The sequence below is a fragment of the Armatimonadota bacterium genome (assembly GCA_022563855.1).
In the GTDB taxonomy this organism is placed as follows: Bacteria; Armatimonadota; Fimbriimonadia; order Fimbriimonadales; family Fimbriimonadaceae; genus JADFMN01.
This window is the reverse complement of sequence record JADFMN010000011.1, coordinates 84645-103891: the sequence shown is the minus strand read 5'-3', so window position 1 is coordinate 103891 and position 19247 is coordinate 84645. Positions and strand designations below refer to the sequence as shown.

Genomic DNA, 19247 nt, shown 5'->3' with positions numbered 1-19247 from the left:
AATGCAGCGGATAATTCCGCATCCAATTGTTTCGCATGCTGTTTGACGAAATCCTTCTGCTCGGCCGTTCGATTTTTCGGTTCGGAGCGAAACGCTGCAATCACTTTGGGAGACAGTTCGCTACGACCGGATTTGAGAAATTCGTTACGAAAACTGTTACGTAACGAAGCGATTTGATTGCTGTTCTCCGAGATCAGACGATCCCGTTCGGCAACGGCGGAGAATTCTCTTCGCGAACCGGCCGGCAGATCCAATTCCTTGCGTCCCAACTGAGGGCGAACCAACGGATTGAAGATCGCCACCATGCGGTAATAATCGTGCATGGTCAGCGCGTCGAATTTGTGGTTGTGACAACGGCAGCAACCCAAAGTGAGCCCCAGAAACACTCGTGAGGTGGTCCGCACCAGATCATCCATCTGGTCGAAGCGATCTTGTTGCGGGTCGGCCGGCTCATCGTCCCACGGTCCGAGACGGGAATATCCGGTCGCTATCATGGTTTCGGCACTGGAATCGGGAAGTTCATCACCGGCGAGTTGTTCCAGAACAAAGCGGTTGTACGGTTTGTCGCTATTGAATGCCGCGATGACGTAATCCCGGTATCGCCAGGCATGCGGTTTGATGGCGTCCCGTTCGTAACCGTTGGTCTCTGCGTAACGGACTAAATCAAGCCAATGTCGTCCCCAGCGTTCCCCGTAACCGGGCCGGGAAAGCAAATCGTCGATCACCAACTCCAGAGAGTGGGGAGAAGAATCGTTAAGAAAACGTTCCTGCTCTGCCAAAGTCGGCGGCAGGCCGATCAGGTCGAGAAAAATTCGTCGTAACAGAACATGTTTCTGAACCAGCGGCGCAGGTCGCCAACTTTGGGATTCCAGTTTCTCCAGAATAAAGGCGTCGATCGGATTTCGCGGCCAAGCGGTATCTCGAACTTTTGGAATCGGTGGTTTACGAATGGGCTGATACGACCAGTGCTCACGGTCGGCCGGTTGAATGATCCGGTCGTATTCCAGGAGATCCTCGGAGGCGTCTTCGGCAGATGCTGGAAGACTCTGACACACTCCAACGAGCGACAAAAACAGAAGAGGGACCAATCGCCCGCCAGAACAAGGTCGCCGCATGAGTCCTATTCCATTTCCAGAAAGGTTCGATAATGTCCGCCGAGTGAACGGTACCTGAACCGATGTGATTTTCAAGTATACCAGAAGCTGATGAAAATCGTCTACGAATCGCTAGATTCGGTACGATCGATTCCATCTCAGGAACAATACTCCGAAGCAGTATTCGCAACGTTTTATTATCACTGTTTTGTGATAGGAAGCGTTATCATGGAACTCGCGAAAGAGATCCCTGGGATTTCAAAAATCTCAGGAATCTCTCTGCGGTGTGAGATCGAGTGAATCAGTCAAACAGAGTTGGTTTCATCCTGCCGGACGAAGCGGCAGAACGCGATTTCAGTCAGCCTTCGCGCATACCGAGAGCTTTTCCGAATCGAACCAAACAAACGACTGAAGAATAAGCAAATAAAAGCAAAATGAAATGCAGGGACGACCCATCAATAAAATAAAAAAGAGACAAGCCGCTTCACTGCCGGATGGCAGTCCTTGTCCCTTAGTATACCAAAACCGGATCCTCAGATGTAGAATGGATTTGTCGTGAATCAGGAATTTGTGAATAATTTCAATTAATAACTTGACAAGAAATAACGTTCCGAAAAGTGTGATCATTGAACGGAAACTCCCCTCGTGGGGGAGGGCTGGGGTGGGGGTATGCGCGAATCCGTAGCAGAGGCTAAACTACAGCCCTGATGCGTTGGTGCGTCGCTGTCTTGCTTGCGCTGGTCGTCGCCGGGTGTGGAAGCCTGGGCGATGGGCGGACGATCGTGCGGATGGCGGACTGGTCGGGCGCGGGGGACGACAGCGACTTCAACAAGCTCGTCAAACAGATTTACGCCGAGTTCGAGCAAAAGCACCCGGACCTCGATCTGCGGATCGAGGGGACGCCGGGGGACATGCAGGCGTACGTAACCAAGATGCTGCTGAGCCACGTCGCGCACACTGCGCCCGACGTGATGCGGATCGACGCGAGCAGCGCAGCGATCTTCATCGACAACGGCGTGCTGATGGACCTTCGTCCGTACATCGAGGACGACCCGGAGGTTGATCTCGACGACTTCTTTCCGAACGCGGTGGACATCACCCGGCGGGGGAACGCGATCTACGGTCTGCCGATGGGGTTCACGCCGATGGTGCTTTATTACAACAAGCGGCTTTTCGACGAAGCGGGTGTGGCGTATCCCGACGGCACGTGGACTTTTTCCGACTTCCTCGATGCGGCTCGTCGGTTGACCACTAATGATGTTTACGGTTTCGAGTTCGCCAATTGGATGGCCGGTTGGATCCTGTTCCTCTGGAACAACGGTGGTGATGTTCTGTCTCCCGAAGGAACGACGGCTGTAGGCTATTTTGACTCATCGGAGTGCGTCGAAGCGGTGCAGTTCATCCACGACCTTGTGATCGTCCACAAGGTCTCGCCGACTCTGTCACAGACCGCCGCGCTGGGCGTCGATCTGTTCGCGAACGGAAAGGCGGCGATGAAGATCGTCGGGCACTGGGCGATCATCGGTTACCAGAGTTCGAAGCACATCTCGATTGCGGAGATCGGAGTAGCGCCGCTGCCTAGCAACTTGGACGAACCGGTCACCGTCATGTACGAGAGCGGGCTCGCGATATTCAAGGACGCGAAGCACCCGGACGCCGGCTGGGCGCTGATCAGGCATATGCTGAGCTACGACGTGCAGACGCGGTACAACGCGAGCGGGATCGAGGTCTGCGCGCTTCGCGCCGTGGCTGAAGAGGCGGCCGACCCCGTCGCATCGCGCGTGAAAAACCGCGTCGTGCCCGCGGCGCTGGAGCAGGCGTTCGTCGCGATCATCCCCTCCGCGCGCGCGCCGTGGGGCGCGAAGGTCGAGCGGTACAACCTCGTTGAGCCGATCGGCGAAAAGATGATGGACCGCGTGTTGCGCCAGGGCGTTTCCGTCAAAGTGGCGCTAAGGGACGCGGCGAGGGAGATCGACGAAGAGCTGACCAAGGAGTGAGTGCGAGGGAGGACAAGACGGCAGTCCTACCTGCAGGCATAATCAGTCGATCGTGCCCTTCAACCATGTCTGCCAGAGCAACTGATACTTAGTTACCAACTCGATCGTTACACCTTGGGCCGTTTTCTTGATCCTGATCTTAGAACTCCGTTCGCCTCTATCTATCAAGTTGACCGCGCCAAGAGGATCGACGACTTCCAGCCGAGAATGCGAGTAGATGAACATGCTCCGATCGGCACACGCCCTCATTCCTTCCCAAATGGAATCCTGCAGCACAGAATCCAGATCACTAATCGCAAGGATGGTGACCTCGCCCAGTGCCGCTTCGTCGATGAGCTTTCGGAACTGGCTCGAGTTCTTATACGCCAGCGCAAATGGGTAGAGCGAGCACGGATTGCAGAATCGCAAAAGCTCCATTGGGTAGAGGGAACCTTCTATCTTCTTCCAGTCGATGTCAGATACAGCCTCGAAGACGTCCGCCGACGAGATGTCTCCGCTCAACGAGCTGTTCGCAAGTGCGATTCGAAGACTCGCGGGAAAACCGACTAGCGAGTCCATGAACCGACGGCCGTAGGAAGCGACCACGACGCCACCGACAGTAGTCAGTGCTACTTCTTGGCGGAGCGACAATGCCTGCATACGAGCGACGGGCCGGACGCCGCTCCGCTCTTCCCTGACCGACCGAATCCAGTCCTCGTCCAGCTGCCCACTGTTGACAGCCTTGGTAGCTAGTTGAACCGACCAGTCGCGGTTTCCAGCCAGGACAAAGTCTCCGATGCGCGGGAGGTATGCCAGAAGATCCCCTCCGTTGTTTTTCGTGCCTTGTAGCAAGAGCTCGGACAGGCTCACACTTTCGGTTTGGACTGCCAGCACGCCGTTTGTCCAAGCAGGAAGCTGTTCTGCTCCACTGTTTTCAGATACTTGGTCGCCACTCAGATTGGCACTGTCGAGAAGAGATTGCGGTCGCCGCCTGGGAAATTCGACCCGCACCCATCTGGGCGACACAGCCCACGGTTTGTTGCCTCCCCCAAACGTCCGGCCGCCGACATTCACCTCGAGGATGCTGCGAAGACCCATGTCGTTCGAAATGGGGTCCCACTGAATCATCCTCGCTAAAGTGACTGCTCTCGCCATTGCCTCCAATTCAGTTGGTGACAGATCTCCCAACGGGCCGAGCAGGCGAAAGTCCCGCATGTTTCCAGAAACAACGAACAGATCGGGACGGTCCCAAAGAGAGTAGTGGGAAAAGCTGGTCGTCGAACCAAGGAACGCACCGTTCGACGCCGTTGAGGGTAAGGACATCAGCCAGAACAGCGTGTCTTTGGACACCACGGTTCTATAGAGGATATCGAACGCAAGGAATTCGTTTGAAGCCAGGTTTCCTCCGCTCATTTTGCTCAAGACGAATGCGCTCAGCCCATCGCGTCCGATCTCACCCCATCTCTCGCAAATCTCCATCGCTCTACCGTACGTAGCTGCGATCGATCTGCCGAGCGTTTCGAGATACCAGTCCAGCGCTTCTGCTTCTTTTTGCAAAGACTCTTGGCTGCGTCGGATCGACCAGCCCTCGGCAGTCTCTAGAATCTCCAACCGTCCATCAGCCTCAAGTGCCTTGCGCAAGTCGCCCCACTCAACATCTGAGAGGCTGACTGCATAGACGTCCTTAGCGCAGGACTCGTCGGCACGGACACTCACGCCAGTCTCTGTTATGGTTTTGCAAAGGTCGTTGAGAACATAGAAGCCGGCATCGACGGTTATTGGATTGTCGTCGTACCAACTTGCACTCAGACACGCCGCGAAAATGAGCCCGAACATCGTTTGTCTCGCTTCCTTTTGATGCCTCAGAACAATCGTACCCGCTTCACTTACGCCGAAAGCGCGACCCGAGCGCTCTGCTGAACAGCACGATCGAGAACGGGATGTCGTCGATCAGATACCGCCGCGCCAGGCGCCGCGGCTCTTGAAACAGCCGGTGAAGCCACTCAAGCCCAGATCGCTGCATCCAGCGCGGAGCCCGCCGCACCTTGCCCGCGACAAAGCTGAAGCTGATTCCGACCCCGATCATCCATGTCCCCGGGAGCGACTTGCGAAGAGCCTGGATCAAAATCTCCTGTTTTGGGCTACCGAGTCCGACGAGCAAGATGTCGGGAGGATCGGCGGCGAACAGTTGCTTCACATCCGCAATCTCTTGTTCAGTCGGGGGGTTCGAAAACATGGGAGCCGAGACACCGGAGATTGTCAGTTTCGGCGATCGGCGCGTGAACTCTTGCGCCGCCGCGTCGCCGGTTCCTTCGTCGCCGCCGAGAAGGTACAGCGTCCGCCCCTCGGCGCTGGCACGCGAGGCGAGCGACCAGACCATCGACGATCCGGTCACGCGCTCTGGAAGCCGGTCGCCCTGGATCCGTGCCGCCCAGACGAGCGGCATGCCGTCGGCGACGGTCACGTCCGCCTGCTCGTACAGCGCGCGCATTTCGGGCTCACGGCAGAACCGCCGCAAGAAGTCGAGGTTCGCCGTGATGAGCCAGCCGCCTTTGCCGTGCGACAGCTCTTCAAAAACGTGGTCCAGAACCTCTTGGCCGCGCGCTTTTGCGAGCCGCATGCCGGATAGCTCGATAGTCGGCAGTTGCGTGCTCATCTGTGACTGACCAGGTGCAAGCGATCCACGGTGGCAGAGTCTACAATATCAGCGGAACGGTATAACCGGTTCAGATCGGCATCAGGATAGTGAGCAAGCGCAACCAGAAGGTCGGCTACCTCTTCATCACCCCGGCGGTGCTGCACCTGTTCCTGTTCGCGGTCTTGCCGATCGGGTACGCGCTGTACCTTTCGCTCTTCCGATGGAACCTGTTGAAGGACACGAAGCCGTTCGTCGGGATCGGGAACTACATCGATTCGGTGCAGGACCCGCATTTCTGGAACGCGATGTGGAACAGCGCGCGGTTCACGCTGACCAGCGTGCCGGCTGGGATGTTGGTCGCGTTGCTCGTGGCCATCCTTGTTGCTCAAAAGCTGCGCGGGGTCACGATATTCCGCACTCTGTTCTATATCCCCGCGATCAGCAGCGGTGTCGCGATCTCGATGCTCTGGATCTACGTCTACCTGCCGCAGAGCGGGCTGATCAATGTCGCTTCGTCTATGTTTGGCATACCAGACATAGACTTTTTGAATAAAGAGGAGTGGGCGATGTGGGCGCTGGTGTTCATGTCGATCTGGACCGGGCTCGGGCCGAAGATGATCATATACGTCGCGGGTCTGCTGGGGATCCCGGAGACGCTCTACGAGGCCGCGGAGCTGGACGGCGCAGGCGGTTGGCAGCGGTTCTGGCGCATCACGCTGCCGATGCTTTCGCCCACGACGCTGTTCGTCCTCGTGACTTCGACCATTGGGGCGTTCCAGCTCTTCACGCCGATCTACATGATGACGAAGGGCGGGCCGAACGACACGACCAACGTGATCGGCTACCACATATACCGCGAGGCGTGGCAGAAGTTTCACGTCGGCTCGGCGGCTGCGCAGTCGTTCCTGCTGCTGATCATCATCGCCGGGGTGGCGTACGCGCAGTACCGGATGATGAAGAGCCAGCTTGAGGGCTATAGCGCGGGGTAGTTCAGGTTTTTGGGAGTGCGCGGGCCGTCATCCTGAGCTTGTCGAAGGATCGCGCTTTCGATTTGGCGGGCGTCACTGATGTCTGAGATGTATCTCGTGACTCACGACTCCCGATGGAGGGCGTCATGTCATCCTGCGAGAGCCTGTCCTGAGCCTGTCGAAGGATCGAAGGATCCGTCGACGCTTGAATGCTCACGGGCTATCGCGCCGTTCGCCGTCACCGCTTGAACGCGTTCGGTTTTGAACTTGAAACATGGTATAATAGAGTAGTTGAGATGGCTAAAAAGCTTTCAGAAAGTCCCCACTTGAAGCAAGGGAAAGCCCGGGAGGAACAGATCTCAAAAACCGTGGTCTCCTCCTCTGCGTGTGAAGGGATAAAGGTCAATAAAGCCGAAGTCAAGAAGTCAAAGCGCGCGTAAGCGCTTGGTCGACGAGCGCCTCTAATTCTCCCGGCTGTTTGATGTACGCGCGCCTTAAGGCAGCAAAATACTCTTCTCGCCGGGCCTCCGAGTTTTCTTCGAACGCCCAGTCTAGCGGCGGCAACCCTCCTTGTATCGCCATCAGATCGGCGAGCCACCGAGCGATTCGTCCGTTCCCCTCGCGAAACGGATGGACCAAGAGCAATTCTGAATGCACGAGTGCGATCGCTGCGACCAACTCCGGTCTATGGAGCCCTTCACAAGGCGTGTTTTCACGCACTAGCGAATCAATTTCGCGTATTGAGTTTTCCAGATACGCGACGGGGGCGAACATGAAGCCGTCCTTGGTCACATTAACTGTGCGCAACTCACCGGCAAAGGGATATATGTGTCCTAACCACTGCCGGTGCATATCCTTGATGATCTCAAAACTGAATTCTGTTTCGAAGTCGAACGCTTCGTCGCTCCAGGCGATCGCCACGAACAGTGCGTGAGCCTCGACCTGCCCGATCTCTTTCGGGTCAATGATGGCAAGCCGGTTCTTTAAGACTGAACCGTCCGAGCCTGGTTCGAATGCGCTGTCGTCTTCGCCACTAAATTCGTATCGGCTCATTGGTTAACGTTACCATGAGCGTTCGTTTCAAGCTCCACAAGTTCCTCGCTGCTCCGTGGCTCACGGGCTATCGCGCCGTTCGCGGCATGGGAGCGCCGTCGCGGCTAAGGCGGAGCGGTTGCTTCCGGGATTTCGTAGTTCACGATAATGCCGTAATCGGTGCGAAGAACATCGTAGGTTATGTTGACGTTCTGGCGCAGCGATAAATTGGCGGGAATGTTTGAAAACCCTCCATCTGCGCCGTCGTCGGAGCGGCTGTAAACGACGAAGCCCGTAGATGTCTTCCTGTACAGGATATTCGTGCCGGCAAACGGGTCAGGGAAGAGCCGGTCGTCCGTGAGGTACTCCGGCAGCGACTCAACAGATGAGTTTTCAGAGATGATTGAGAGCGCAAGCAGTGCAAGATCTCTCGTAAGATCGTGTTGGATCGAGCGAAAGGCCGCAAGCGCTGTGACGGAAGCCTGGGCATATTCATACGAGATGTCCGTTTTGGCCGCAAGCTCATCGACAAACTTCTTAGATTTCTGTCTGTTGGAAGACGGATCCTGCTGGACAGCTTCGTAGTACGTCAAGACGTCGACTTCGACCTCCCACAACCTCCCCTCCAGTGCATCGAAGGCGTGCTTGCCAGCGTTCCGAGTGTTCGCGTTGTCGTTGAACAAGTCTGAAACGTATTCGCGTACATCGTCCCAAAGTGTCGGGGTGGACGAAGCCGGCGGAGCGAGAATAGGTGCGACATCACTAATGGAGTTCAAGGTCTGATTGAGGTTCTCTAGCCCCTCATCTCGAAGTGACCTGAAGAATTCGAGGTTTGATCGTGCATCGCCAGCAAGCGTCAGTCGCAGTTCGGGCGGCGTTGGTGCGTTGGCGATAAACTCTTGAGCGACGGCGAGCAGACGCTCGTTTTCGATATTGCGTACGACAGCAGTCAGCAGTGCTTCGGTAATCACACTGACGCCCGAGATCACCATGGTAGCGTGCAACGTGCTGGGCTCCTCACTCCACTTCTCAAGGATGTTCCAGGCTGTCTCTGCGATCTGCCTGACAGCGTCGACGTCGCCGACGTCGGCCGCACCGATGATTCCTGTCGCCAGCATGTTGATCAAGTTTTTTGCTGGAATCAGACTCTCATCGAAAAGACGCTCAGGATACGGCTGGTGAAAGACAAGATTCTCCGTCTCACTGGATAGCCCGAGCATCCACGCACGATTCGCTTCGAAAACCTCACCGTATTTCTCTGGCTCTGGTGGGTCAAGCCACCGGAAATCCCACAGGTCGTCGGGAATCGACCTCTCGATCCGCCTCCACTTACTGGTGTCGTCGCGATGGACGATCCCTTTCTCCGCGCGGTACTCCTCCCAGGTGAGCGGGCCGAACACCTCTCTTGCTCGCTGCTTCGCCTCAGGCAGCAGTTTGGCCGCGCGTACGTAGTCGGGGTTCTCTCTCGCGCCGACGAACAGCAGCACGCCGACGGCGACCAACGGCGCCGCTATCACAAAAAACCAGACCTTCCGCTTCATCTTGCTTTGATTTTATCACGGAGCCCATGGCATCGGCGTGATCGGGTCGTAGCTGACGGTCAGCCCGAAGTCCTCCGTGCCGGAAGAGAACATGAGCCTGACCTCCTCCCGGAGCTGATCTGGATCGTCCAGTGGGAATCCATCATCGATCAAGTTTTCATACCGCGTGTAGATCAGGAATCCAGTCTGAGTCTTGCGGTACAGAACCGGAAGCCCACCGAACGGGTCGGCGAAGACGAGGTCGGGCGGCAATTCGTCTGGCAGGTCGGGATAGTCGGGGAAACGCGACAGCAGCTCGAACGCTGATCGCGCAGCGCGCTCGCCGAAGAGATTTCTGATCCGCAGTTCGAAAAACCACGACCAATGCATCGAGTTCGCGAGTTCATAAGACCAATCCCCGCCAAACAGGATCTCATCGTCAAGCTTGATCATCGCTGCACGGGCACCGGGCTTGTTTCGTGCAATGTCTTCTAGCAGATTCGTGTACTCGACGAGAACCTGCCAATGTCTTGCTTCCAGTGCCGCCGCCGTCCGCCTACCCGTCTTTCTCCTGTACTCAGGTCGCTCTCCTCTGAATTTCTCCACCAAGTCGTACAGTTTCATCAGCGACGGATCCATCATCTCCTCCAGAAACTCGTAGTCGCCCACCACGTCGTTGAACCAGCTGTTGATCTCGCCCGGCTCAAGGTTTCTGAGCTGCTCTAGATAGACGTCGACCATTCGAGCATCTGCGGCAAACGCTTCCCGGACAGTGGGCGCTGGCGGGTACTCCAGAACAACTGTCATCAGGCTTCGCATAACGGCGACGTCGTTTCGGTTCCTCACTGCGGCCCGCAAAACGCCAAGCAGCAAGAGGGTGCGGAAAGCGTCCGCTTTGAGATTGGCCAGGCCTGACGGCTCGACGGCCAGCTCAGCGATGACGCTGTTGAAAGCGCGCCCAAGTTCCAGCACGGCATCCGCGTTGCCATCGTCTGCGGCGCCGATGAGGCCGATGCGCAACGCTTTGGCGATGTCCGTGCTGCGACCGATGAACCTGAAGTCCCAGTCCGATCCGTCGTCTCGCATGATGTGCCGAAAGCGGAGCCGGTCGACTCTGTCGCCTATTTGGCTGAACCACACCCGCTCGGCGAGGAACCGCTCCCGGCTCGTCAACGAGTAAGGGCTTGTTTTCCACTGGTCGCTATCCTCTGGTGGAAGACTCCACTGGGCACTGATCGTTGTTGGAACAGACTTGGCGATAGTCGTCCACTCCTCAAGGTCGGCTTCGCCACTGATCCCCTTCTCTTTGCGGTACTCCTCCCACGTCAGCGGTCCGAACATCGCCTCCGCTTCCTGCCTCGCTGTCGGCAGGAGCTTGGCAGCGCGCACGTAATCCGCGTGCTCGCGGTTGGCGTAGAACACCGCGCCGACCGCGATAAGCGCGACTACACCCCCGATGACCGCCACGACCCTCCACTTCTTCTTCATGTAGATTCTATCACGGCGCCGGCGTGATCGGGTCGTAGCTGACGATCAGTCCAGCGTCCTCTCGGTTGAGATAAAAAACCATCGACGCTTCCTGGCCGAGTTCATCGGGGTCTGATAAAGGGTATCCGTCGTCCGTGCCGTTCATTGATCGCGAGTAGATGAGAAAGCCGCGCGGAGTCTTGCGGTAGATGACCGAACCGCCGCCAAACGGGTCAGCAAAGGAGAGGTCTGCAGGCAGCGTTTCGGGCAGGTCTTCATAGTCAGGATATCGACCGAGCAGGGCGATCGCAGAACGCAAGGCGGCTTCGTTAAACGCGTAGCTGATATGTACGTAAACGACTGTTGAGAACATTAAATAAGTCGCGAGCTCATAGGAGCGGTCGACGGTTTGCTCGATTCTGTCAGCAAGCACGTTAATCCTCCGGCGCGCATCTGGCTCCTTGTTGACCAGATTTTCGAACAGTATCGTGTACCTGACCATGACCTCCAAGCGCCGCGCCTCCAATGCCGCCGCTGTTTTGTTTCCGGTCCTGCGTTTGAGCGTTGGTCTCTCTCCGGTCACACGTTCCGAGGCGTTGTACACGATCTTTAGCAGGGGTGGCTCAGGCCTGGCTGCTGCCGCGTATTCGTCCAGCCAGTCGTCGATCTTCAGCGGACTCATCGTTCTGAGTTGCTCGAAGTAGATGCTTTCGCTTCTTGCATCGGCGCTCATTACCTCACGGATCGTCAGGATTGGCGGGCGTTCGTTGAGCACCGTTTGGAGGCTCTTGAGCATCGCTGGGTTGCTCCTGTTCCGCACTGCCGCGCTCAGGATCACGTGGTCAATGATAACAAGAAGCGCAAACGTCACAAGATGGTGGATGAACGACGGCTCCTCGTTAAAAGCTGCGATGATCGAATTGGCAGCTCGTCCGATCTCCAACACGGCCTCGGCATCGCCTACTTCCGCCGCACCGTCGATACCAACTCCTAGCGCCTTGATGATCTCTGTGTACGAGTTGAACGAGTACGCCCAGAACTCCCCATCTTCGGCCAAGACGTGCATGATTCGAAGGTCTTGAACCTGGCTTCTGACTTGGAAGAACCACTCTCGTTCGGCTAGGAAAACTGCGCGCTCATTTCGAAGCGGGCCGCGCGTTTCGTACTGTGTCTTCACGGCCTGCGGGATGTTCGATACAACCTCTTCCCACGCCGCAGTGTCGTCCTGAAAGTCGATCCCGTTTTCGGCGCGAAACTCGTCCCACGTCAGCGGCCCGAACATCGCCTCCGCTTCTTGCCGCGCGGCTGGCAGGAGCTTCGCAGCGCGCACGTAATCCGGGTGCTCGCGGTTGGCGTAGAACACCGCGCCGACCGTGACGAGCACAACTGCACCCGCGATGATCGCCAAGACCCTCCACTTCTTCTTCATCTTCGTGTAGATTCTATCACGGCACCGGCACAATCGGGTCGTAGCTGACGATAAGCCCGTACTCCTGGCGGTCGAGGGAGTACCAGATCGAGGCTTCCGTTCCGAGCTGATCCGGCTGCTCCGGTGGAAAGCCGTCGTCAGACTCGTTCACATACCTCGAGTAGATCAAGAATCCACGCGGAGTCTTGCGAAAGATGACGGGATCGCCTCCGAACGGGTCGGCAAAGGAAAGGTCAGCGGGCAACGCCTCTGGCACGTCTGCGTGGTCGGGGTACCGCTCGATCAGCGCAACCGCTGTACGCAAAACGTTATGGTCGAACTCCCACTCGATGTGCGAATCGATGATCACAGAGAACATTGGAAAAGGCGCGATTTCATAGGAGCGGTCGCGGGTGTTTTCGAGGAAGTCGGCGAGCGCAACGATCTCCTTGCGCGTTCCGGGCTCATTTGCCGTGAGCTGCTCAAACAGTACCGTGTACTTGACCAGCACCTCCCAGTATCGCGCCTCTAACGCCGCAGCTGTCCGCCTTCCGGTCTTGCGTTTGCGCGTTGGCCTTTCGCCCGTGATGCGTTCCCAAGCGTCGTACACGATCTTTTGCAGGCGCGGCTCAGGCTTGGCTGCGAAAGAGAATTCTTCGTACTCGTTCAGCGTGTCGTTGATCGCTCGAGGGCTCATCGTCCTGAACCGATTCAGTTCTAGGCTCATGCTTCTCGCCTGGGCGCTCATCACTTCGCGAATGGTCGGTACGTGCATGCGTTCTTTCAGCACCGTGCGAATGCTTTGGAGCACGGCCGGGTTGTCTCTGTTCCGAACGGCAGACTGCAGAATGCCTTGGTTCAAAATGGCGACGAACGCGTAGTTCAGCATTTCGCTGATCAGTGCCGGCTCTTCGTTCAGCGCAGCGATAAAATTGTTTGATGCCCGGCCGATGACCAACACGGCGTCAGCGTCACCCTCGTCCGCCGCGCCGACAATGCCGATCGTCAGCGCTCTGACAATGGTTGAGTATTGAGTAAACGGGAGCTCCCACTCCTCACCTCCCTCCATCAGGATGTGCCTGAAGCGCAATTCTCCAACTTCATTAGCAAATCGATCAAACCACTCCCGTTCTTCCCGGAAAACCGCCTTGTCAGTCCGCCGCGTACTGCGTGAATCAATCTGAGCCTTGACTCTCGTTGGGATCGACGCTGCCACTTCCTCCCACTTCGCTAAGTCGACTTCGCCACTGATCCCGTTCTCGGCGCGGTACTCCTCCCACGTCAGCGGCCCGAACATTGCCTCGGCCTCCAGCCGAGCGGCTGGCAGGAGCTTCGCAGCGCGCACGTAGTCCGGGTGCTCGCGGTTGGCGTAGAACACCGCGCCGACCACGACGAGCGCGACGGCACCCCCGATGATCGCCAAGACCCTCCACTTCTTCTTCATCTTCATGCAGATTCTATCACGGCACCGGCGTGTTCGGGTCGTAGCTGACGATCAGCCCGTAGTCCTTCCGGTCGAATGCAAACGCGAACCTCGCTTCCTCCCCGAGCTGATCCGGATAGTCCACGGGGAAGCCGTCGTCGATCTCATTGGTGAAGCGCGAGTAGATCAAGAAGCCGCGCGCGGTCTTTCGAAAGATGATGGGATCGCCGCCGAACGGGTCAGCGAACGAGAGGTCTGAAGGCAGCGCGTTCGGCACGTCTGCGTGGACAGGGTATCTCTCAATCAACTCTACGGCCGCGCGCAAGGCCGATTCGCCAAAGCCGAATTTGATATGACCGTCGATGAGCAATGAGAAGTATGGAGCAGGCGCGATTTCATACGAGCGGTCGAGGGTGTTTTCCATGAAGGCGGCGAGCGCAACAATCTCCTTGCGCGCGCCGGGCTCATTGGCGACGAGCCTCTCAAACAGTATCGCGTACTCGGCCAGGACTTTCCAGTACCGCGCCTCTAACGCTGCGGCTGTCTGCTTTCCAGTCTGGCGTCTCTCTCCGGAAACGCGCTCCCAAGCGTCGTATAAGAATCTTAGTAGGGGCGGCTCAGTCTTGGCTGTAAGTACGGATCCTGCGTAGTCGTTCAGCCACTCGTTGATCTCGTACGGACTCAGCTTTCTAAGATGCTGCAGATGGATGCTTTTGCTTCTTGCCTCGGCGCTCAGTACTTCGCCTATCGCCGGGATTCTTGGGCGTTCGTCGAGCACGGTGCGGATGCTCTTAAGGACTGCAGGATTGCTCCTGTACTTCACGGCGGATCGCAGAAGGGCGCCGTCGAACATCGCGACCATCGCGTGCGTAATGAGATGGTGTATGACCGCCGGCTCAGCGTCCATCTTAGCTATCATCGAGTTGCTGGCGCGCGCGATCGCCAGCACGGCCTCAGCGTCCCCCTCTTCCGCCGCGCCGAGGATGCCGGTCCACAAGGCCTTGGCGATCTCCCTGCACGGTGAACCGAAGGAGTACTCCGAGAACTCACCATCCGCCATCGGTACGTGCATGACCCGTAGCTCTTCAAGCTGGGAGCCTATCTGATCGAACCAGTCGCGCTCGGCAATGAAAACCGCTCTTTCGGTTCCGGGAGAGGGGTATGTTTCATATAGAGCTTTGACCTTCCTTGGGATGGTCGCTGCGACGTCCTCCCACTTCGACAGATCGTCTTCGACAGTGATCCCGTTCTCAGCGCGGTACTCCTCCCAGGTCAGCGGCCCGAACATCGCCTCGGCTTCCCGCCGCGCGGTAGGAAGGAGCTTAGCAGCGCGCACGTAATCCGCGTGCTCGCGGTTCGAGTAGAACACTACGCCGACCGCGAAAAGCGCGACGACACCCGCGATGATCGCCAAGACCCTCCACTTCTTCTTCTTCACACCTCAATTATACGACGCCAGCCAAGTCCAACCACCGATTGAGACACAATAGAGACAGCAGTGAAGCACGCGAAGACTGCACTGAGCTACACCCTGATGATCGCGCTCGCCGTGTTCCTCATGGCGCCGTTCGTCTGGATGGTGCTGGTCAGCCTGCACGAGAGCCGCACGGCGATCCCGACGCTCGACAACCTCATCCCCGCAAAGTTCCACTGGGAGAACTACACGACGGTGCTGATCCGTTCGGAGATCCCGGTCGGGCGGTTTTTTTTCAACTCGATGTTCGTATCGACGTGCGTGGTGCTGGGCCAGTTGCTCGTGTGCAGTCTCGCGGCGTACGCGTTCGCAAGACTGCGGTTCAAGGGTCGCGATGCGATCTTCATCGCGTTCCTGCTCAGCATGATGTTCGCCGGGCCGGTGACGCAGATTCCGGTCTATCTGATGCTGCGAAACTTCGGCTGGCTCGACACTTATCTCGCGCTGATCGTTCCGGGGGTGAGCAGCGCGTTCGCCATCTTTCTGCTACGGCAGTTCTTCATTCAGATACCGATAGAGCTGGACGAAGCCGCGCGGCTCGACGGGGCAGGCGAGTTCAAGATTTACTGGCGTCTGATCATGCCGATGAGCAAGGCGGCGCTGGCGACCGCGGGCGTGTTCACCTTCATCGGCGTTTGGACCGACTTCTTCTGGCCGCTGCTCGCGACCGACAGCCTCCACATGCGCACGCTCGAGGTCGGGCTGAGTATCTTCAAGAACAGTTACGGCGCGACGAACTGGCCGCTGCAGATGACTGCGGCCGTCATCGTCATGCTTCCGATTCTCGTCGTGTTCGTCGTGCTGCAGCGGTACTTCGTCAAGGGGATCACGATGGGCAGCATCAAGTGACGCGCAGGGTGTCAGACTGAACCCATGCTGCACCCAGGCGACAGGCCTGAGCTGAAGAACTGGCGCGTCGTGTGGCCGGTAACGATCATCTGCGGCACGGCGATGTTCGTGCGCCTGATGTATCACGCGGTGCAGTTCGACAACTGGTCCAACCCTCAGTACAGCGGATTTGCAGATGCGACGTTCGGACTCGTGATTTCGATGGGCATTGCGTTGATCGCCGGGTTCTTCGTACTGGCGAGAGTGCCTCCGGGACGGATTCGCACGCGTGCGCAGATCGCTTCGGCGATCGTTCTTGCGCTGCTGTTGGGCTTCTCGTTCGTCGACGGACTTGAAGTGATCGTTCCGATACTCACCGTGCTCGCGGTTCCGGTCGTTCGCGCATTGCGTTTGATCGTGCTGCTTCCTCCGGGCCGTCAGCTTGCGGGATGGATTGTGATGCCATTGAGCTTTGTAGGTGTCCCGGCGTTGTTGGGCATGTTGCTGCGCGGCATCGCGCTGCCGAACCCGACAGGAGCGTTGATTCTATTCTTTGGGCTAGTAGCCGCAGTGACCGGCGCAATCGGCGTCGCCGTGATCGGACCTGTCTGGCGTCAACGGCCTTGGCCGTCTATCCTGCTCGAGTTTCTAACCGCGCAAGCGCTGACGATCATGTCGTACTGGCTCGTTTCGTCGGCGATCAGCGCTTCCTAAACGGCGATCAGCAGCCCGGTGCCGTACATGATCGCGAGGCCGCACACGAAGCCGTAGTAGTTCTCTGGCAGCGCCAGTTCACGGTTTTCGTCTCGCATCATTGGGCTGACCATGATCGCGTAAACGACCTGGAAGATCGCGCCTGCGGCGACACCGAAGAACACCAGCGCCCAAAAATTGGAGTAGGTGAACCCTCCGATGAGAGTGCCGGCGATCGTCGGCACTCCCGCCAGAGCGCCGAGGCCGACGAGGTGCCTGATCTTGAGCTTTTGTCGGGCGGCAGGAGCGATGATCGCCAGCCCCTCAGTGATGTTGTGCAGCGTGAATCCCAGCACGAGCATCGACGCACTCGCGACTTCGCCCAGAACGTACGCTGAACCGACGGCCAGGCCCTCGCCGATGTTGTGCAAGCCGATGCCGAGCGCGACCATGATGGCGAGGAGCATCTCGGGAGAGCGCTTCCCGTTCGTACCCTTCTTGGCGCTGACCTGGCCGATGATCAACAGCGCGAGGAACACGAGCAGCGCAGAACAGATGAACAGGGTCTTGCCCTGAAATGCGCCGGGTAGCGCTTCGGAGATCTCAAACCCCTCTTCGATCGTGTCGATACCGAGGAACACGAGTAGCCCGACCGTCAGCGCCAAAACGAATCGCATAACTTTGGCCGAGAGAGTCTTGATCACGGGGTACCACAGAAGGCCGAGGCCGACCGGCACTACTCCGATCAGGACACCCAACAGCACGAAGGTCCAGAACGACTTGGCGTTCGGCGTGGGGCTCTCGATCGCAACCGGGATCTCCGAGTCGAACGTGACGCCGTTGCGCGAGATCAGCCGGATGGCGTGCGTCTCCCCCTCGACCCAGTGATACGGAATTGTGATCGTGCCTCGCTGTAGCCGCTTGAGCACGCCATCGGACGGCTCCATTGAGAACTGCCAATAGGCGTCGTCGATCATGACCTGCGCGATGGTCACGGGGTCTGGCCCGCTGTTGATGACGTCAAGCTTGATCTCACCTTTGCTCAGCGTCGTCCACTGGATCGTGATCTCCTCGACATCCGGAACTTCTCCGAGGGTCAGGGCCTCGGGGCCGATTCTCAGAATCCCATAGACCAAGATCGCCAGCGCGGCGATCGGAATGATAGCGAAGAAGAGCCTGTTGATCTTCAACTACAAACTCTCCCGCGCGTCGAACAGCCCCATCCATCCGAGTTCCGCAAATTCGCTTTGGTGCGCGTGGAACATATACATGCCGGGCATTGGGAAGACCATCTCCAGAATTGTTCGCTCGCCCTGGCACAGCATCGTCGTGTCTGTAAAGTAGTCGGGCTCGAGCTTCGTGCCTGTGCGAAACTCGTTGAACAGCGTCGCGTGAATGTGGAACGAGTTGACCGGATCAAACTCTGTGAAGTTGACGACGTATAGCCGCACCAACTCTCCGACTAGAACAGGAATCGGGTGGCGCATATGGTGGTGGGCGACGCTGTTCACCGCGTACACCTCGTTGTCGCCGTCGAAGTTCGTGTCGAAACCGTTCATGCCCATGATGAACTCGCGCGCTGGCGGTCTGCCGCCCGGTGGATCGACGATGAACGTGCCGTACAGCCCCTTGTGGATGTGTCGCTTCAGCGGAAGAGAGTGGCAGTGGTAAAGGTGCAAGCCGAACGGCGCGGCCTCAAACTCGTACACGAACGTCTCGCCAACTTCGACGACTTGATCTGGCATAGAGCCATCCATCGCTGGCGGATGGAAGCCGTGGAAGTGGATCGTGTGAGGGTGCGAGCCGCTGTTGTGGAAGTTCACCCTGATCGTGTCGCCCTCGTTCGCTCGGATCGTCGGTCCCGGCACGCGACCGTTGTAAGTCCAGGCGGGGAAGAAGAGACCGGGTGCGATCTCGATCTCTTTGTCGATCGCGACGAACTCGTATTCGCGCAAGGTCTTTCCGCCGCCCAAAGGCGTCGCCTTTCCCCAGTCGAACTCCGTCAAGTAGGCGTCCGGATCGAGCGTCCCCGACGTGCACTCGCCGACAACGCCCATCTGGTGACCGCCGGAGTGGTCAGTCGCGTCGTCGTTTGCGTGCGAGGCGCGGCTCTTGGTCGGCAACAACCCCGCGAGCGCGACTCCCGCGACGGTGCCGACGCCGGAGAGAACGGTGCGTCTCGTGATCTGTTTCTTGCTCACCTTGTCCGACATCTACGAGTCCTCCTTCAGCGGTGATTGAGCCGTTTGCTTCGGGGGGATCGGTTGGCCGTGGGGGCAGGTTTCCGGATGCCCCATCAGCTCCGCGATCCTGTCCTCGAACTCTTCGCTGATGTGGTGCTCTAAAATTTCCGCCTGTTCGTGCACCTCCTCCTCGGTGAAGCCGAGGTGATCCATCAGGTACCGCTCTAGCAGCCGGTGGTGGCGAATCACCTCCAGCGCCATCGCTTCCCCCTGCGGCGTTAGTCGCGCGCCGTAGTACGGTTTGTGAATCACACACCCGCGCTTGGCCAGAAGCCGCAGCATCTTGCTGACAGCTGGCTGGCTGGAGCCGACAGCTTGAGCAATGCGCTTGGTCGTTGCATCATGTCCGTCGCTCGAAAGCAGATAAATCGCCTTCACGTAATCCTGCACTGCTGGCGTCATGCCAATAGATTAACCTAGGTTCATAAAAGTTGTCAAGGGTTAAGTTTCTTCGCTAGGGAACTTGGGCCTGGTGCGCTACCT

At 57.9% G+C, this 19247-nt stretch carries 16 protein-coding genes; 4 read left to right on the top strand and 12 right to left on the bottom strand.

All coding sequences use genetic code 11. The features are described 5' to 3' along the window. Positions 1–1115, bottom strand: a 1115-nt coding sequence (locus tag IH944_12865) for a DUF1549 domain-containing protein (protein MCH7905439.1), incomplete at its 3' end; no start/stop codon positions are given. A gap of 686 nt (positions 1116–1801) precedes the next feature. Between IH944_12865 and IH944_12860 the strand changes: the two genes are divergently transcribed. After that, positions 1802–3091, top strand: coding sequence for a sugar ABC transporter substrate-binding protein (locus IH944_12860; protein ID MCH7905438.1), 1290 nt, complete (start codon positions 1802–1804; stop codon positions 3089–3091). A gap of 42 nt (positions 3092–3133) precedes the next feature. On the opposite strand, the gene IH944_12855 is transcribed toward IH944_12860, so the two are convergent. After that, positions 3134–4906, bottom strand: a complete 1773-nt coding sequence (locus tag IH944_12855; protein ID MCH7905437.1) for a hypothetical protein — start codon at positions 4904–4906, stop codon at positions 3134–3136. A 46-nt stretch (positions 4907–4952) separates the two neighbouring features. Continuing rightward, complete coding sequence (locus IH944_12850; GenBank protein ID MCH7905436.1) at positions 4953–5726, bottom strand: WecB/TagA/CpsF family glycosyltransferase; 774 nt, start codon at positions 5724–5726, stop codon at positions 4953–4955. A gap of 89 nt (positions 5727–5815) precedes the next feature. Here IH944_12850 and IH944_12845 point away from each other — a divergent pair, with 89 nt between their 5' ends. Beyond that, positions 5816–6697, top strand: a complete 882-nt coding sequence (locus IH944_12845; protein MCH7905435.1) for a sugar ABC transporter permease — start codon at positions 5816–5818, stop codon at positions 6695–6697. 396 nt (positions 6698–7093) lie between these two features. Here IH944_12845 and IH944_12840 read toward each other — a convergent pair whose 3' ends face one another. The 6 genes from IH944_12840 to IH944_12815 all read right to left on the bottom strand — a co-directional run bounded on the left by IH944_12840 (position 7094) and on the right by IH944_12815 (position 14964). Next, complete coding sequence (locus tag IH944_12840) at positions 7094–7729, bottom strand: Fic family protein (GenBank protein MCH7905434.1); 636 nt, start codon at positions 7727–7729, stop codon at positions 7094–7096. A 104-nt stretch (positions 7730–7833) separates the two neighbouring features. Beyond that, positions 7834–9249 carry a hypothetical protein gene (locus IH944_12835; protein MCH7905433.1) on the bottom strand — a complete coding sequence of 472 codons (1416 nt, stop codon included), beginning with the start codon at positions 9247–9249 and terminating at the stop codon, positions 7834–7836. A 15-nt stretch (positions 9250–9264) separates the two neighbouring features. Beyond that, complete coding sequence (locus IH944_12830; GenBank protein MCH7905432.1) at positions 9265–10716, bottom strand: hypothetical protein; 1452 nt, start codon at positions 10714–10716, stop codon at positions 9265–9267. Positions 10717–10726: 10 nt separating this feature from the next. Continuing rightward, the gene (locus IH944_12825) at positions 10727–12124 is read right to left on the bottom strand and encodes a hypothetical protein (protein MCH7905431.1); all 1398 of its coding nucleotides are present in this window, start codon (positions 12122–12124) and stop codon (positions 10727–10729) included. 16 nt (positions 12125–12140) lie between these two features. Continuing rightward, on the bottom strand, positions 12141–13547 hold the full coding sequence (locus IH944_12820; GenBank protein ID MCH7905430.1) for a hypothetical protein: 1407 nt from the start codon (positions 13545–13547) through the stop codon (positions 12141–12143). 16 nt (positions 13548–13563) lie between these two features. Next, on the bottom strand, positions 13564–14964 hold the full coding sequence (locus IH944_12815) for a hypothetical protein (protein ID MCH7905429.1): 1401 nt from the start codon (positions 14962–14964) through the stop codon (positions 13564–13566). 60 nt (positions 14965–15024) lie between these two features. Between IH944_12815 and IH944_12810 the strand changes: the two genes are divergently transcribed. Further along, positions 15025–15849: a carbohydrate ABC transporter permease gene (locus IH944_12810; GenBank protein MCH7905428.1), complete on the top strand. Its 825-nt coding sequence runs from the start codon at positions 15025–15027 to the stop codon at positions 15847–15849. A 24-nt stretch (positions 15850–15873) separates the two neighbouring features. After that, positions 15874–16542: a hypothetical protein gene (locus tag IH944_12805; protein MCH7905427.1), complete on the top strand. Its 669-nt coding sequence runs from the start codon at positions 15874–15876 to the stop codon at positions 16540–16542. On the opposite strand, the gene IH944_12800 is transcribed toward IH944_12805, so the two are convergent. From IH944_12800 to IH944_12790, 3 genes are read right to left on the bottom strand one after another with little or no spacing between them, the layout of a single operon-like run. Beyond that, positions 16539–17711, bottom strand: coding sequence for a ZIP family metal transporter (locus tag IH944_12800; protein ID MCH7905426.1), 1173 nt, complete (start codon positions 17709–17711; stop codon positions 16539–16541). The genes IH944_12805 and IH944_12800 overlap by 4 nt on opposite strands. Further along, the gene (locus IH944_12795) at positions 17712–18734 is read right to left on the bottom strand and encodes a multicopper oxidase domain-containing protein (GenBank protein ID MCH7905425.1); all 1023 of its coding nucleotides are present in this window, start codon (positions 18732–18734) and stop codon (positions 17712–17714) included. It lies immediately after the preceding gene. Then, positions 18735–19166, bottom strand: coding sequence for a metal-dependent transcriptional regulator (locus IH944_12790; protein MCH7905424.1), 432 nt, complete (start codon positions 19164–19166; stop codon positions 18735–18737). Positions 19167–19247: the final 81 nt, after the last annotated feature.